Below are 15,153 nucleotides of genomic sequence, written 5' to 3'. Positions count from 1 at the left end.
CCCCTCGCTCACCCCTCGCTGGAGTGGCCGGGGAACACGTGGGCGGACGGGTCGAGCACGACCGCGGCGTTGTTCACGGCGGTGGCGGCCTCGCCGAAACCGACCGCGATGAGCCGGACCTTGCCCGGGTAGTCGGTGATGTCACCGGCGGCGAAGACGCGCGCCAGGTTGGTCCGCATCGCGGAGTCGACGACCACGTGGCGCTTCTGGGTCTCGAGGCCCCACTGCTGGATCGCCCCGAGGTCGGCGATGAAGCCCAGGGCGGCGACGAGCGCCTGCGCCTTCAGGACCCGGGGCTCCTCCCCGTCGACGCTCACCACGACCTCCTCGAGGTGGGAGTCGCCCCGCAGCTCGGTCACCTGCGCGTTCGTGATGATCTCGACGCTCGAGTCCCGCACCGCGGCCACGGTGCGCTCGTGGGCGCGGAACGCGTCGCGACGGTGCACCAGCGTGACGGAGGCTGCGATCGGCTCGAGGTGCTGGGCCCAGTCGAAGGCGCTGTCCCCTCCCCCGACGACGACCACGTCCTTGCCGGCGTACGGCGCGAAGCTGGGCACGAAGAACTCCATGCCGCGCCCCACCCAGCCGTCGCCCGCCGGCAGCGGTCGCGGGCTGAACTTGCCGATGCCCGAGGTGATGAGCACGGCCCCGGCCGTCACGGTCGTGCCGTCGTCGAGGGTGACGACCACGTGGTCCTCCCCGTGCTCGAGCGTGGTGGCCGTCCGGTCCAAGAGGTACGTCGGGTCGGCGGTGGCCGCCTGCGCCACGAGTCCCTCCACGAGGTCACGGCCCTTCACGCTGGGGAACCCGGCGACGTCGAGGATCGCCTTCTCGGGGTACATCGCGGTGATCTGGCCCCCGAGCTCGGGCAGGGAGTCGACCACCGCCACGCTCAGCCCGCGGAAGCCGGCGTAGTAGGCGGAGAACAGCCCCGTGGGGCCTGCGCCGATGATCAGCAGGTCGGTCGTCACGTCGTCCACGTTCGCGATCCAATCGTCTGGGCGGAGGTCCCACAAGGTGCTAGAGGGCGTCGAGCTCGTCGACCTTCCACTCCCCGTCCGCGCGCCGCAACGTCACCAGCACGCGGTCGAGGTCGAGGGTGGGCCGATCGAGGCCGGTGCCGGAGGTGCGCTGGTTGACGAACACCAGCACCCGGGCGTACGTCGTCGACGCGGTGGCGAGCGCGGTGTCGACGACCTCGGCCCGGACCACGGTGCGGTCGCGCCGGCTCGCCGTGGTCACGCCGGCCATGGTCCGGTCGTAGCGCTCCTGCATGGCCGGCGTCATCAGCCTGCGGGCGGCGGCCTTGTCGTAGGCCAGTGACCGCCACGAGTAGCTGTAGGCCACGCGTGCGCCGTCAGCGGCACGCAGTCGCACCGACTCCTTCACGAAGGACGACGCCACCACGGCGTCCGCCGCGTCCGCGCTGCTGACGTCGGAGGCGGGGGCGTCGCGCGAGTCGCGCAGCGCCCACACGAGGGCGGCGGCAGCCAGCACGACCAGCGCCGCGAGCACCAGCAGCCGCCGGTTCATCGTCGTACCACTCGTCACGCTGCTCATGCCCTCACCTCACGAAACGCAGGTCGTCGGTGAGCCAGCGCCCGTCCTCCCGGACGAGCTCGAGGCGCAGGCGGTAGTAGCGGACCTGGCCCTCGGCACCGGTGCCCGTGTTGGTGACGGTGCTGTTGGCGGCCACCAGGACCGTGGCCGTGTCGTCGTCCTGGTCGCCCACGCCGAGCGAGACGACCTCCGGCGTCGAGGTCGCCTCGGTGCGGACCGCCTCGCGCGTCAGCGTCTCGCGCTGCGAGGCGTACTGCTCGGCGAAGTCGCCGGTCGCGCCGTCGAGGACCGCGTCGATGAGCGGGTCCATGTCGCGGTGGTCGACGGTGAGGAAGGCCACCGCCTCCGCGCGCGCCGCGCCGGCGACGTCCTGCTGGGCGGCGGTGAGCTCCTCGTCGACCTCGTCCCGCCCGGCGATGACCACCCATGCGGTCGCGCCCACCAGCGCGAGGAGCACGAGGACGAGACCGCCGGCCACCCATCGACCCGCTCGCTCGCCCACGGAGCGAACCTAGCCCAGCGGAGCGTCGCCGTGCGGGTGATCCGGGCGTCCCTAGACTGCGTCGTCGTGGGCAGACGACTCGACCAGGTGACCTCGCACCCGTCCGCGATGCTGCTCGGCGCCCAGCTGCTGCAGGTGCTCGCGTGGCCCTTCCTCGGCGGCTCGCGGCTCGGCGGCGCGTTCCTCGGCGTCATCGGGATGCTCGCCGTCGGCTCCGCGGTGCTCGCGGTCCGGCGTACGCCGCACGTGAGCCGCGTCGTGTTCTTCCTGGGCGCCCCGACGATCGTCTTCACCCTGCTCGAGGCGATCTTCGCCGACAGCGACCCGATCGTGCTGGTGTCCGGCATGCTGCACGCGCCGTTCTACTTCTACGTCTCCTACGCGATGCTGCGCTACCTGCTCCACGACGACGTCGTCACCACCGACGAGTACTTCGCGACCGGCGCCGCGTTCACGGTGGTGGCCTGGGGCTTCGCCTACGTGTTCACGGTCGTGCAGATCGTGTGGCCCGACTCGTTCATCAACGCCGAGGGCTACGGCCGCGAGTGGTTCGAGCTGCTCTACCTGTCGTTCTCCACGCTCACGAGCGTCGGGTTGTCCGACATCGTGGCAGTCGGCGAGCAGGCCCGGTCGGTCGTCATGGTGGAGATGATGGTCGGCGTCTTCTACATCGCCATGGTCGTGGCCCGCATGGTCGGGCTCACGATGATGCGCCACCGCCGCTAGTCGACCCACCCCTCGGGCCGGTCCTTCTTCGGCAGGCGGGAGACCACCAGCCGGTAGGACTCCTCGACGGCCTCGACCAGCTCCTCATCGGGGATCGACCCGGAGAGCGCCCGACTCGCGGTCCGCCGTCAGTCCTCGTCGTCGTCCTCGTCGTCCTCGTCGAGGAGGCCTTCCTTCTCCGCCTCCTGCACGATCCGGCGTACGTTGTCGATCCTGCCGCAGTCGGCGTCGAGCTGCTTGTTGCGCTCGGTCGCGAACGCCTCCCCCAGCTCGGCACGGACCTTCTCGCTGACCTCCTCGCGCGCCGGGTTGAGGATCGTCAGCTCCTCCTCGGTGAGGTGGTGGTTGAGCGCGGTCGCGAGCTCCTCCACGGCGTCGTCGAAGGCCTGGGTGTCGGTGCCCTTGAGCTCCAGCACCTTGAGCATCGCCTCGTGGCCCTCGGCGTGCTCCTCCTCGCCGTGCTCGGCCTCGTGCTCGGTGATCGCGTCCTTGCGGCGCAGCTGGGGGTAGACGTGCTTCTCCTCCGCCTCCGCGTGGGCGACGTGCAGCGCGGAGAGCGCCTTGCGGACGGCGTCGCGGTCGGAGGTGCTGTCGCGGAGCTGTCGCATGAGGGCCTCGAAGCGGCGGTGGTCCTCGAGGATCAGGTCGATGACGTCGCCCGAGACGGGGCGACCGAGGTCGATGGGAGTGCTCATGGCGCGAACCTAGCGCCTCGTCCGACCTGAGCCCTTCGGCCCACCTCCGGAGGGGTGGGCTTGCCTACGATGGTCGTCGTGCCAGGAATCGAGGTGTGGAGCCAGTTCGACCACGACCCGCGCAGCCCGGTGAACGCACGCATCCGTGCGTCGGACCGCGACCGTGCGGTGATCGAGACCGTCCTGGGGGACGCCTTCGCCGAGGGGCGCCTCACGCGGGACGAGTACGACGAGCGCGCCGAGGCCGCGATCGCCAGCCGCACCCTGGGGGACCTCGTCCCCCTCGTGGAGGACCTGCCTGTCGCGCAGGCCCCTCGAGCCGGCACGAGGAGCCGCGAGGAGCAGGCCCTCCGCAAGTGGGAGTCCGACCGGCGCGAGGCGCTGATCGGCCTCATCGGTCTCTCGGCGCTCGTGTGGACGATCTGGGCGGTCACCACCCCCGGCGGGTTCCCGTGGCCGCTCTTCCCCATGGGCGCCGCCCTGATGAACCTCGTCCGGATCATCGCCAACAGGCGCGACATCATCGAGGAGCATGTCCGGCACCTGGAGAAGAAGGAGCGCAAGGAGCTGCGCAAGCGCGAGGACGAGGGCTGACCCCTACTTGGTGGCTTCCATCATCTGGCGGAGCTCCTTCTTGAGGTCGTTGACCTCGTCACGGAGGCGGGCTGCCACCTCGAACTGGAGCTCGGCGGCTGCGTGCTTCATCTGCTCGGTCAGCTCCTGGATGAGCTCGGCGAGGTCGCTGCTCGGGATGCCGGCGGTGTCGGGCGCCTCGTCGTGGATCTTCGACAGGGCGGGCGTCGGCGACTTGCCGGCCTTCACGCCACCGGCGCGACCCTTCTGGCCCACGTCAGCCCAGGTCTTCAGCAGCTCCTGGGTCGTCTCGTCCTCGCGGGCGAGCATCTCGGTGATGTCGGCGATCTTCTTGCGCAGCGGCTGCGGGTCGATCCCGCGCTCGGTGTTGTAGGCGACCTGGATGGCGCGACGACGGTTGGTCTCGTCGATCGCGGCCTCCATCGACGGCGTGATCTTGTCGGCGTACATGTGGACCTGGCCCGACACGTTGCGCGCCGCGCGACCGATCGTCTGGATCAGCGACTTGTCGGAGCGCAGGAAGCCTTCCTTGTCGGCATCGAGGATCGCCACCAGCGAGACCTCGGGAAGGTCGAGGCCCTCACGGAGCAGGTTGATGCCGACGAGGACGTCGTACTCGCCGAGGCGCAGGTCGCGCAGCAGCTCGATCCGCTTGAGCGTGTCGACCTCGGAGTGGAGGTAGCGGGTGCGGATGCCCGCGTCGAGGAGGTAGTCGGTGAGGTCCTCGGACATCTTCTTGGTGAGCGTGGTGACCAGGACGCGCTCGCCCTTGTCGCCCCGCTCGCGGATCTCGTGGATGAGGTCGTCGATCTGGCCCTTGGTCGGCTTGACGACGACCTCGGGGTCGACGAGGCCCGTCGGGCGAATGATCTGCTGGACCGTGTTGTCCACGCCGCCGACGCGGTCGAGCTCGTAGTTGCCCGGGGTCGCCGACAGGTAGACCGTCTGCCCGATCCGGTCGACGAACTCGTCCCAGCGCAGCGGCCGGTTGTCCATCGCGCTCGGCAGCCGGAAGCCGTGGTCGACGAGGTTGCGCTTGCGCGACATGTCGCCCTCGTACATGCCGCCGATCTGCGGGACGGCGACGTGGGACTCGTCGACGACGAGGACGAAGTCCTCCGGGAAGTAGTCGAGGAGCGTGTTGGGCGCGCTGCCGGGCTTGCGGCCGTCCATGTGCATCGAGTAGTTCTCGATGCCCGAGCAGGATCCGACCTGGCGCATCATCTCGACGTCGTAGGTCGTGCGCATCCGCAGCCGCTGGGCCTCGAGGAGCTTGCCCTGCTTCTCGAACGCGGCGAGCTGGTCGTCGAGCTCGAGCTCGATGCCCTTGATGGCGCGCTCCATGCGCTCCGGTCCGGCGACGTAGTGGGTGGCCGGGAAGACGTGGAGCTCGGTGTCCTCGGAGATGACCTCGCCGGTGATGGGGTGGAGCGTCATCAAACGCTCGATCTCGTCGCCGAAGAACTCGATGCGGATCGCGAGCTCCTCGTAGACCGGGAAGATCTCGAGGGTGTCGCCGCGCACGCGGAACGTGCCACGGGTGAACGACATGTCGTTGCGGGTGTACTGGATCTCCACGAGCCGGCGCAGCACCGAGTCGCGGTCGTGCTCCTCGCCGACCTTGAGCCGCAGCATCCGGTCGACGTACTCCTGGGGGGTGCCGAGGCCGTAGATGCAGGACACCGTCGAGACCACGATCGTGTCGCGGCGGGTGAGCAGGCTGTTGGTCGCGCTGTGCCGCAGCCGCTCGACCTCCTCGTTGATCGAGGAGTCCTTCTCGATGTAGGTGTCGGTCTGGGGGACGTAGGCCTCGGGCTGGTAGTAGTCGTAGTAGGAGACGAAGTACTCGACTGCGTTGTCCGGGAAGAGCTGGCGCAGCTCGTTGGCGAACTGCGCGGCGAGGGTCTTGTTGGGCTGGAGCACCAGGACCGGGCGCTGGAGCTGCTCGGCCACCCAGGCGACCGTGGCGGTCTTGCCCGTGCCGGTCGCGCCGAGGAGCACGACGTCCTGCTCGCCGCCCTGGATGCGACCGACGATCTCCTTGATCGCGGCCGGCTGGTCGCCGGAGGGCTCGTAGTCGGACACCACCTTGAAGGGGGCCACCCGGCGCTGGAGATCGGTGACTGGACGCATGCGTCGAGCGTACGCGGGGCCACCGACAGCGGACGGTGCGGTTCAGCCGCGTACGAGCCCGCGCCCGGGTTGAATGGGCGTATGGAAGATGCCGTGACCCACAGGTGGGTGGCCTCCGCGACCTCGGCCGCCGATGCTGCCCGGAGCTTCGCCCGCGGAAACGTGCGCCGACGCCGCGGGGTGTTCGTCGGGCTGTGGCTCCTCACCGGGGTCCTCATGTGGACGTCGCTGGACGACGGCCTCGACCCCGTGGCCCGCGTGCTCTGGGCGCTGGCCTACGCCGGGGTCCTCATTGCCTGTGCGCTCGCGATCGGGGCCCTCGTCGGACGCCACCTGACCCGGCGACGGTTCGGTGCCCGTCTCGCCCCGGGCACCGAGCTGACCTCCCGCTTCACCCCGTCGACCGTCGAGCTGCGCGGACCGCTGGCGCGCTACGAGCTGTCCTACGACGGGCTGGTCCACGTCGAGCGGGTCGACGGATGGGTCCACATCCGTCAGCTCGGCTCCCCGGTCTCGCTCGTCTGGCCGGGCGAGCTCTTCCCGGACTCCGAGCTCGAACGGATGCAGGCCGCGATCGCCGCCCGCTCCTCGTGAGCCTCGCGGCGCGTCGGACCCGCCGGCCCTAGGCTCGTCCGGTGCCCCACCCGTCACAGCCGCCCGACCGCGTGCTCGACCTGTTCGTGGCCGAGGGCGTGCTCGAGCCCCTCCCGGGCGGCCGCGGCACGACGTGGCGGGCCGGAGACCTGGCGCTCTCCCCCGGCCACGACGCGTCCGAGGCCTGGCTGGCGCCGGTGCAGGCGCGGCTCGCCGTCCGGCTCGACGAGCAGTCTCCCCGGTCGATCCGGCTGGCACTGCCGGTGCCGGCACGTGACGGGAGACTCGTCGTCGACGGCTGGTCGGCCACCCGCTTCGAGCCCGGTACGACGTCCTGCCGCGACCTCGCGACCCTGCGTGCCACCGCCCACCTGCTGCACGCCCACCTCGCGAGCGCCGTGCCCGAGCGCCCCGACGACCTCGCCGCGCGCACCGACCAGTGGGGCGTGGCCGACCGGCAGGCGTACGACGGCGGCAGCGCGGTCACGGCGGCCGCCGAGCGCCCTGAGCCGGGCATCGCCGACCTCGTCAGGCGGCTCGTCGCGGGCCTCGACGGAACCGACCTCGGCCGCGAGCAGCTCGTCCACGCGGATCTCGCGGGCAACGTGCTGCTCGACGCCCGCGGCGTGCCGTTCGTCATCGACCTGTCCCCCGCCTGGCGTACGCCGCTCTGGGCCGAGGCGGTCTGCGTGCTCGACGCCGTGCTGCGGCTGGGCGCTCCGACGGCGGCGCTCGACGCATGGCGCACCGGGGCCGAGCGGCAGGCCATGCTCCGGGCCGTGCTGTTCCGGGTGCTGTCCGACACCCCGTGCGACGTCGCGCGCTACGCAGCGCTCGACCTGGCCTGATCCCCGGCGAGCCCTCGACCGCCGGTCAGCGCACCCGGTCGAGCGTCACCACGCGCACCCCGCCAGGCAGGTCGACCTGGTCGACCGGCTCGAAACGGGCGTGGGCGAACGGCCCGGCGAAGAGACGCCGTCCGTCGCCGATCACCGACGGGTTGACCTTCAGCACGAGCCGGTCGATCTCGGGCAGCAGGGCGTGGGCCACCATGCCGCCGCCGACGAGCCAGATGTCGAGTCCCTCCTCCGCCTTCAGCTCGCGCACGCGGGCGACCGGGTCGCCTGCGACGACCTCGACCGGCAGGTCGGTCCGGTCGGCGAGCGACCGGGAGACGACCAGGTGCCGCAGGTGCGGGTAGGCGTCGGTGAGGCCGGCGGCCAGCCCGATGTCGTACGACCCCCTTCCCTCGATGACGGTGTCGAGACGGGCGCCTGGGCCGGTGATCCCCATCGCCTCGCGAGCCGGCCCGGGCAGCGTCTCGGGCCAGGACTCCACCAGGTGCTCCACCAGGTCGGGGGTCACGGGGAAGAAGTCGGAGCCGGTGGGGTCACCACCCTCGGGTCCGGCGATGAACCCGTCGAGCGTGACGGCGACCAGGTAGACGAGGCGGCGCATGCCCGCATGCTGCCAGTCGTGCCGCGTCACCCCGACTGGGGTCCGTCGCTAGATTGACCCCGTGACCGTCGCCCGCACGCTGACCGCCGTCCGGCGCACCCTGCTCGGGCTCGTCGGTCTCCAGCTCACGGTCGCCGTGGCCCTCTCGCTCGTCGACTCCTACCGGCGTCGCGGCAAGCGGCCCAAGCCGTTCCCGGTGACCGGGCCGGACACGGTGCCGGTCGGCGACGGCGAGATCACGACGTACACCTTCGGCCGTGACCTGTACGACGACATGCTCGCCGCGATCGACGGCGCGAAGAAGCAGATCCTCTTCGAGACCTACATCTGGAAGGGCGACGAGATCGGGTGGAAGTTCAAGACCGCCCTAGCCGCCGCCGCCGAGCGTGGGGTCGACGTGCACTGCATCTACGACGGCTTCGCCAACATGGTCGTCTCCCCCGCGTTCAAGCGCTTCCCCCCGTCCTTGAAGGTGCTGCGCTACCCGGTCTACACGGCCGGCTTCCGCGTCTGGGACCTGCGCCGCTACGGCCGCAACCACCGCAAGATGCTCGTCGTCGACGAGGAGGTCGCCTTCCTCGGTGGCTACAACATCGGCTCGGCCTACGCGACCGAGTGGCGCGACACGCACGTGCGGATCACGGGGCCCGGCGTGTGGGACCTCAAGCGGGCGTTCGCCGACTTCTGGAACCTCAACCGCCACCACCGGCTGCGCCGCAACGACCGGCCGCTGCTGGTCGAGACCGCGTCCGACTGGGACCCGCAGATCCGGGTCCACAAGAACATCCCACGGCAGTGGAACTTCCCCATCCGCAGCATGTACCTCGAGGCCATCGCCCGCGCCAGCCGCAACATCTGGCTCACGACCGCCTACTTCCTGCCCGACCAGGACTTCGTCGACGTCCTGTGCGAGGCCGCCCGTCGCGGCGTCGACGTACGCATCCTGCTGCCGCTGAAGTCCAACCACATCGTGGCCGACTGGATCTCCCGCGGCTACTACGGCCAGCTGCTCACCTCGGGCGCGCGGATCCTGCGGTTCAAGGACGCCATGGTGCACGCCAAGACGGCCACCATCGACGGCAGCTGGTCCACCGTCGGTACCGCCAACATCGACCGGCTCAGCCTCCAGGGCAACTACGAGATCAACCTCGAAGTCATCGACCCGGCCTTCGCCGCGGTGATGGAGGAGGTCTTCGCCGCCGACGAGTCCAACTGCCTCGAGCTCACGCTCGCGGAGTGGGAGGCGCGCGACCTGAACCGGAAGTTCACCGAGAGCTTCCTCGCCCCCCTGCGCCCGCTGCTCTGAGCGCCAGGATCCACCCCGAGACGAGGGCGATCCACGCGAGCCCGGCGACGTACGCCGCCGCCTGCCAGCCCGACCAGTCCAGCGCGTCGCCGTGGCGCAGCAGCGCCACCCCCTCGAGGACGACGAACGCCGCCCCGGTGAGCCCGACCGGCCGCACCGACGACGCGTCGTCGACGAGGCCGGCGTGGGCCGCGGCCCAGCCGAGGCCGACGAGCCAGGCGCCGACGGCCCGGCCCGTGAGCGGCGTCAGTGGCCAGGCCCAGGCCCCGGCGGCCCACTCGGGTGCCAGCAGCAGCGCGACCCCGGAAGCGAGCAGGAGGGCGGCGAGGCCGGCGAGCAGCCACCGCAGCACGGACGGCAGGCGTCGTACGGCGTCCGCGTCCGTCGGCGCCCCCGTGGCCCGCCGCTGCAGGACCAGGCCCGCCACCATGGCCACGGGCACCCCGGCGTAGATGGCGAGCCAGCCCCACGCGACGGCGCGGGCGCTGGCGGGATGCTCGGCGCCGAGGTGGAACTTGTCGAGGTGCACCAGGGTGACCACGAGGGTGAGGGCCGTGAACACGAGGACCGGCCAGACGGTCAGGCGCGCGCGGCCCCAGGTCCGCGAGCGCGCGCCGGCCACCTCGAGCACGGCGCTGGACCAGTAGGCCGCGCCCAGGAACACCGCCGTCATCGGCACGTCGATGGTCCACGAGAACCACTCCGCCGTGCGGGTCGGGAAGAGCGTGAGCTGGAGTCCCGCGAGGAAGACGAGCACCGCCGCGACGACCAGCAGCACCCGCATGCCGCGCGTCACCGGCGCTCCGGTCCCGGCGTGGTGACGGCTCATGGGGTCGCGGTCGCCTGCGGGTGCTCGGCCAGGTAGCCGTGCAGCGTGGCGATCACGCTGGCGCCGTCCCCGACCGCCGTCGCGACCCGCTTGATAGACCCGGCGCGCACGTCGCCGACGGCGAAGACGCCCGGCACGCTGGTCTCGAGCGGCAACCGTCCGTCCTCCCCCGTGACGACGAACCCGGCCTTGTCCCGGGTGACCTCGTCGGGCAACCACTGGGTTCGGGGCACGGAGCCGATCAGCACGAAGAGGCCGCCCGCCGGCACCTCCTCACCTCCGCCGGGACCGCTGTGCTGCTCCCCCAGCGTGAGGGCGGCCAGGCAGCCGTCCTCCTCCCGGCCGTCGAGCACGGACGTGCCGTAGCGGATGCCGACGTTGCGCGTCGCGTCGAGCTGGGCGATGAGGTAGTCCGACATGCTCGCCGCCAGCGACGCGCCGCGCACGAGCAGAGTCACGTGGCGGGCATAGCGGGCCAGGTGCAGCGCAGCCTGGCCGGCCGAGTTGCCGCCGCCGACCACGTAGACCTCCATCCCGGCCATCGACGGCGCCTCGGCGACCGCCGCGCCGTAGAAGACGCCGCGCCCGACCAGCCCCTCCAGCGCGGGCACGTCGAGACGGCGGTAGTCGACGCCCGTGGCGATCACGACGCTGCGGGTGCGGATGACGCTGCCGTCGGACATCGAGACGGTACGCAGGTCGCCGTCGGTGCCGAGCGCCTCGACCTGGCGGAGGAAGGAGAACTCGCTGCCGAAGGACCACGCCTGCTGGAACGAGCGCCACGCCAGGTGCGCGCCGCTGACCCCGCGCGAGAAGCCGGGGTAGTTGCGGATCAGCGACGACGTGCCCGCCTGGCCACCGACCGCCGACTGCTCGACCACCATCGTCGAGAGCCCCTCCGACGACGCGTACACCGCGGCGGCGAGACCGCTCGGTCCCGCGCCGACCACGACGACGTCGTACACGTGCTCCGGCGACAGGGGGCTCATCAGCCCGAAGGCGTCGGCGATCTCGAGGTCGGTGGGCGCGACGAGCGTCGTGGGCGGGTCGGTGAAGGCGAGCTGGAGCACCGGGAGCTCCGGGTCGGTGAGTCCGAGGCCGGCGAGCAACCGGTTGGCCGACTCGGTGCCGACCTGGTGGAAGCCGACGGGGATGTGGTTGCGGCCGAACTGGTCGCGCAGCGCGTGGGTGCGCTCGTCGCGCTGCTCCCCGATCATCCGCACCGCCTCGAAGCCGATGCCTTGGGCGAGGTGCCAGTCGTCGAGCGCGTCGGTGATCGTGCCGTGGAACTCCTCGTCGCGCCGGCGCTCGGGCCGCAGCAGGACGAGCTCCGCGTGACCGTGGGCGATGGCCGCGAACACGTCGGCGGTGTTGGCGAAGTCCCCCCAGATCCCGACGACGGCCCGCTTGGCCGAGGGGTGCAGCGAGTAGGCGCGACGCAGGAAGTCCAGCCCGCCGCGGTCGTCGCGGCCGTAGCAGGCGATCACGAGCGCGACCTGCCGTCCCCACCGGCGCAACCCCTCGAGCACCGCTCGGGCGTGGGCGTACTCGGCGCACACGACCACCTCGTAGTCGCCTCCGTACCTGCCGCGCAGCTCCGACCCCAGCACGTCGCGCGACGCCTCGTCGGTCGTGGCCAGCAGCAGCACGGGATCGACGTCACCCATGACGGCCTCCCTCGAGCCTCCACACCGGCCACGACGCTACTCCGGGCCGTGCTCGGGCGGCGACACCATTTCTGGGGGTCTGGACCGGGCGCGCTGCCGCGGTCCGCGGGCGGTCAGCGGGTGGGCAGGTGCGTCGGGACGCTCATCCGCGGGCCGCGGCGCGGGCGGTGCTGGCCACCGGCCATCGCCATCGCGGCGGCCCGGCCGCGGTGGGGCCGGTAGGGCTCGAGCAGCTCGCCCATCTCCTCGTCGGTGATGTCGTGGCCGACGAGCGCCCAGCCCACCCAGTTGGCGAGGTGGTAGTCGCCGAAGCTCACCGCGTCGGGGTCGCCCAGCGCCCGCTGGCGCACCTCGGCGCTCGTCCACACGCCGACCCCGCGGACCGAGCGGAGCCTCCGGTCAGCCTCCTCGCCGGACAGCCCGGAGACCCGCTCGAGCGACGACGCCAGCCGGCACGCGGTCACCATCGTGCGGGACTGGGCGGGCTGGACGCCGAGGCGCAGCCACTCCCACGACGGGATCGCGGCGATCGTCGCGGGCGTCGGCTGCAACATCAGCCGCAGCGGCGCGACAGGACCGGGTGCGGGCTCACCGTGGCGTCGTACGAGCTCGCGGAACGAGCCGAACGCCTGCTTGCCCGTCACCTTCTGCTCCAGGATCGAGGGCACCAGCGACTCCATCACCAGCCCGGTGCGGCCGATGCGCCAGTGCCGGTGGGTGCGCCAACCGGCCGCGACCTCGGGGTGGTGGTGCGGCTCGAAGCCCGACGGGTCGTCCTCGGCGCCCAGCAGCGCGGGCATCCGGTCGAGCGCCCACTCCGCGCCCGGTCCCCAGGCCCGGCCCACGACCTCACCAGCCGACGGCCGCGCATGCACGCACAGCGACGCCGGCCCCACCGGCGTACGCATGGCGCGCCAGACGCGACCGGACTCCTCGTGGCGCTGGGTCGGGTCACCGGCCCCGCGGCGCTGCGGGCGCAGCACCTGCGCCGGCGCGCACGGCCAGTCAGGCACCCAGGTGCGGGTGCGCCCCTTCGCATCAGGGCTGGTCGGCGTGGCCATGGGTGCGACGGTAATCGAGGGGACCGACTACCTTGCAGCCCATGGGCCAGGGAATGGGTGGGACACCGAACCAGCGTGACCTCGAGGAAGGCATCCAGCGCGACTTCTCGCAGTCGTTGTCCTACGGCGACTACCTGCGCCTCGACGTGCTGCTCTCGGCCCAGCAGCCGCTGTCGGACCCGCCGCAGCACGACGAGCTGCTCTTCATCGTCCAGCACCAGACGAGCGAGCTCTGGCTCAAGCTGATGGTCCACGAGCTGCGCTCGGCCCGCGCGCTCCTCCGCGCCGACGACCTCTCCCCCGCGCTGAAGCGCCTGGCCCGGGTCAAGCACATCCAGCACACCCTCACCGACCAGTGGTCCGTGCTCGCGACGCTGACGCCCTCGGAGTACGCCGAGATCCGGCCCTTCCTGGCGACCAGCTCGGGCTTCCAGTCCCACCAGTACCGCGAGGTCGAGTTCCTGCTCGGCAACAAGAATGCCGACATGGTGAAGGTGTTCGCCCACGACGAGGCCGCCCGCACCGTTCTCGACGAGCTGCTGCACGAGCCGTCGCTCTACGACGAGTTCCTGGCCCACCTCTCACGCCAGGGGTACGCCGTCCCGCAACGGCTGCTGAAGCGTGACCAGACGTTGCCGCACACCACCGACGCCGAGCTCGTCGACCTCTTCGCCACGGTCTACGCCGCACCGGCCGAGCACTGGGGCGTCTACGAGACGTGCGAGGAGCTCGTCGACGTCGAGGACGCCTTCCAGCAGTGGCGCTTCCGCCACCTCCAGGTCGTGCAGCGCGTGATCGGCCACAAGACGGGCACCGGTGGGTCGTCGGGTGTCGACTTCCTGCGCCGGGCGCTCGACCTGACGTTCTTCCCGGAGCTCTACGAAGTGCGCACGCGCATCGGGCAGTAGCAACTCATGTGGGGAACGATCGGGCCGCCGATCAGCGCGATCGACGGCCCGACGGTTCCCCGGACGTGAGTGACGTCAGCTCAGGTCAGAGCAGGCGCCCGCAGTTCGGCCACGGGGAGCGGCCGCGCTGCTTGTAGAGCAGCTTGGCGCGGTAGGTCTGCTCGCCGGCCGAGGCGGCGGTCGGGACGCCGGAGCCGCCGACGCTGCGCCAGGTGCCGAGGTCGAACTGGTAGAGCCCGTAGTAGCCGGCCGGGTTGACCGCCTTCGGGTTGCCGCCGGACTCGCAGTTGGCGAGGGCGCCCCAGTTGAGGCCGTCGGCGCCGGTGACGGCGTACGCCTTGCGGCCCACGAGCACCCGGCGCGGGCGCGGATCCTTGACGAGCTTGCGCTTGACGACGCGGTACTTCGCCGGCTCGCCGTTGTGGAGCGTCTTCACGGCGACGACCTTGCGGACGCCGGGCCGGCCCTCGCGCACGACCTTGCGTCGGCCGGGCTTGAGCTTGGTGGTCGGGACCTCGACCGTGCCGGCACGGACGCGCTGGCGCTTGGTCGTGCGCTCCTTGACGACGTCGGTCAGGCGGACGACGTCACCCTGGCGCAGGCGCTTGCGCTTGCCCGACACCTCACGGCCGTCGCGGACGACGTCGACCAGGTCGTTGCCGTCGACGGCGACGCCGTGCGACTCGAGGAGCTCACCGGGCCACGCGCGCGGGACGGTCGCGACCTCGACGGGCGGCTGGTCCGCGACCTTGAGGCGTACGGCGACGGCCTCGCGCGGCTCCTCGGCGGCAGCGCTGCCGGGCACGAGGGTCAGGGCGAGTGCGGCGGCGGCGGTGCCGGCGGCGGCGCCTCGCAGGCGGGTGGACAGGGCAGGTGTGGTGGTGGCACGCACGTGCTTCGGACCTCACGGGGGTTGTGGGCGCCTCCGGGGCGCTCGGACGCGACACCGTCGAGTCGGGCGTCGAGGCCGCGGCGCGCATCACCTCGCGATGGGAGGTGCCCCGTCCACGACGGGGAGCACTGCCTACGGCCCTACCACCAGAACACGATCGTGGGGGCATGTCGAATCGCGAGCGCGATCCCCGGCGCGCTCCTCGCGAGGCGGTGTGAGCGAGTTCAC

The 15,153-nt window shown here is 71.7% G+C and carries 16 protein-coding genes; 6 read left to right on the top strand and 10 right to left on the bottom strand.

Features of this window, described 5'->3' with window-relative positions:
- Positions 1-8: 8 nt before the first annotated feature.
- The 3 genes from HOO61_RS15015 to HOO61_RS15005 are packed head-to-tail and all read right to left on the bottom strand — an operon-like array spanning position 9 to position 2,062.
- Positions 9-980, bottom strand: coding sequence for an NAD(P)/FAD-dependent oxidoreductase (locus tag HOO61_RS15015; RefSeq protein ID WP_172259725.1), 972 nt, complete (start codon positions 978-980; stop codon positions 9-11).
- A 40-nt stretch (positions 981-1,020) separates the two neighbouring features.
- Positions 1,021-1,560 (bottom strand): hypothetical protein, encoded by a 540-nt coding sequence (locus HOO61_RS15010; RefSeq protein WP_172259724.1) that lies wholly within the window; start codon positions 1,558-1,560, stop codon positions 1,021-1,023.
- A gap of 4 nt (positions 1,561-1,564) precedes the next feature.
- Complete coding sequence (locus tag HOO61_RS15005) at positions 1,565-2,062, bottom strand: hypothetical protein (protein WP_172259722.1); 498 nt, start codon at positions 2,060-2,062, stop codon at positions 1,565-1,567.
- Between the two features lie 66 nt (positions 2,063-2,128).
- Between HOO61_RS15005 and HOO61_RS15000 the strand changes: the two genes are divergently transcribed.
- On the top strand, positions 2,129-2,788 hold the full coding sequence (locus HOO61_RS15000; protein WP_367650192.1) for an ion channel: 660 nt from the start codon (positions 2,129-2,131) through the stop codon (positions 2,786-2,788).
- Between the two features lie 128 nt (positions 2,789-2,916).
- On the opposite strand, the gene HOO61_RS14995 is transcribed toward HOO61_RS15000, so the two are convergent.
- Positions 2,917-3,483: a hemerythrin domain-containing protein gene (locus HOO61_RS14995; RefSeq protein WP_172259720.1), complete on the bottom strand. Its 567-nt coding sequence runs from the start codon at positions 3,481-3,483 to the stop codon at positions 2,917-2,919.
- Positions 3,484-3,561: 78 nt separating this feature from the next.
- Here HOO61_RS14995 and HOO61_RS14990 point away from each other — a divergent pair, with 78 nt between their 5' ends.
- Positions 3,562-4,077, top strand: a complete 516-nt coding sequence (locus HOO61_RS14990) for a DUF1707 domain-containing protein (RefSeq protein ID WP_172259718.1) — start codon at positions 3,562-3,564, stop codon at positions 4,075-4,077.
- A 3-nt stretch (positions 4,078-4,080) separates the two neighbouring features.
- Here the strand turns inward: HOO61_RS14990 and uvrB are convergent, their stop codons facing one another.
- Complete coding sequence (uvrB, locus tag HOO61_RS14985; protein ID WP_172259716.1) at positions 4,081-6,210, bottom strand: excinuclease ABC subunit UvrB; 2,130 nt, start codon at positions 6,208-6,210, stop codon at positions 4,081-4,083.
- Between the two features lie 81 nt (positions 6,211-6,291).
- Between uvrB and HOO61_RS14980 the strand changes: the two genes are divergently transcribed.
- A complete protein-coding gene (locus tag HOO61_RS14980; protein WP_172259714.1) occupies positions 6,292-6,804 on the top strand; it encodes a hypothetical protein in 513 nt (170 codons plus the stop codon).
- A 41-nt stretch (positions 6,805-6,845) separates the two neighbouring features.
- Positions 6,846-7,652 carry a hypothetical protein gene (locus HOO61_RS14975; RefSeq protein ID WP_216658918.1) on the top strand — a complete coding sequence of 269 codons (807 nt, stop codon included), beginning with the start codon at positions 6,846-6,848 and terminating at the stop codon, positions 7,650-7,652.
- A 25-nt stretch (positions 7,653-7,677) separates the two neighbouring features.
- Here HOO61_RS14975 and HOO61_RS14970 read toward each other — a convergent pair whose 3' ends face one another.
- Positions 7,678-8,262 (bottom strand): dihydrofolate reductase family protein, encoded by a 585-nt coding sequence (locus HOO61_RS14970; RefSeq protein WP_172259712.1) that lies wholly within the window; start codon positions 8,260-8,262, stop codon positions 7,678-7,680.
- A gap of 61 nt (positions 8,263-8,323) precedes the next feature.
- On the opposite strand from HOO61_RS14970, the gene HOO61_RS14965 reads away from it, so the two are divergent.
- Positions 8,324-9,568, top strand: coding sequence for a phosphatidylserine/phosphatidylglycerophosphate/cardiolipin synthase family protein (locus tag HOO61_RS14965; RefSeq protein ID WP_367650191.1), 1,245 nt, complete (start codon positions 8,324-8,326; stop codon positions 9,566-9,568).
- Here HOO61_RS14965 and HOO61_RS14960 read toward each other — a convergent pair.
- The 3 genes from HOO61_RS14960 to HOO61_RS14950 all read right to left on the bottom strand — a co-directional run bounded on the left by HOO61_RS14960 (position 9,528) and on the right by HOO61_RS14950 (position 13,125).
- The gene (locus HOO61_RS14960; RefSeq protein WP_216658917.1) at positions 9,528-10,397 is read right to left on the bottom strand and encodes a hypothetical protein; all 870 of its coding nucleotides are present in this window, start codon (positions 10,395-10,397) and stop codon (positions 9,528-9,530) included. The genes HOO61_RS14965 and HOO61_RS14960 overlap by 41 nt on opposite strands.
- Complete coding sequence (locus tag HOO61_RS14955) at positions 10,394-12,064, bottom strand: FAD-dependent oxidoreductase (protein WP_172259710.1); 1,671 nt, start codon at positions 12,062-12,064, stop codon at positions 10,394-10,396. Before HOO61_RS14955 ends, HOO61_RS14960 begins: the two co-directional genes overlap by 4 nt.
- Positions 12,065-12,177: 113 nt before the next feature.
- Positions 12,178-13,125 carry a DNA-3-methyladenine glycosylase gene (locus HOO61_RS14950; protein ID WP_172259708.1) on the bottom strand — a complete coding sequence of 316 codons (948 nt, stop codon included), beginning with the start codon at positions 13,123-13,125 and terminating at the stop codon, positions 12,178-12,180.
- Between the two features lie 41 nt (positions 13,126-13,166).
- Between HOO61_RS14950 and HOO61_RS14945 the strand changes: the two genes are divergently transcribed.
- Positions 13,167-14,033, top strand: a complete 867-nt coding sequence (locus HOO61_RS14945; RefSeq protein ID WP_253942396.1) for a tryptophan 2,3-dioxygenase — start codon at positions 13,167-13,169, stop codon at positions 14,031-14,033.
- 85 nt (positions 14,034-14,118) lie between these two features.
- Here HOO61_RS14945 and HOO61_RS14940 read toward each other — a convergent pair whose 3' ends face one another.
- The gene (locus HOO61_RS14940) at positions 14,119-14,925 is read right to left on the bottom strand and encodes a resuscitation-promoting factor (protein WP_216658916.1); all 807 of its coding nucleotides are present in this window, start codon (positions 14,923-14,925) and stop codon (positions 14,119-14,121) included.
- Positions 14,926-15,153: the final 228 nt, after the last annotated feature.

This window comes from Nocardioides sp. zg-1230 (assembly GCF_013155335.1).
GTDB lineage: Bacteria > Actinomycetota > Actinomycetes > Propionibacteriales > Nocardioidaceae > Nocardioides.
Note: the sequence above shows the minus strand (reverse complement) of the source record. Positions and strands in the feature narration are given on the sequence as shown.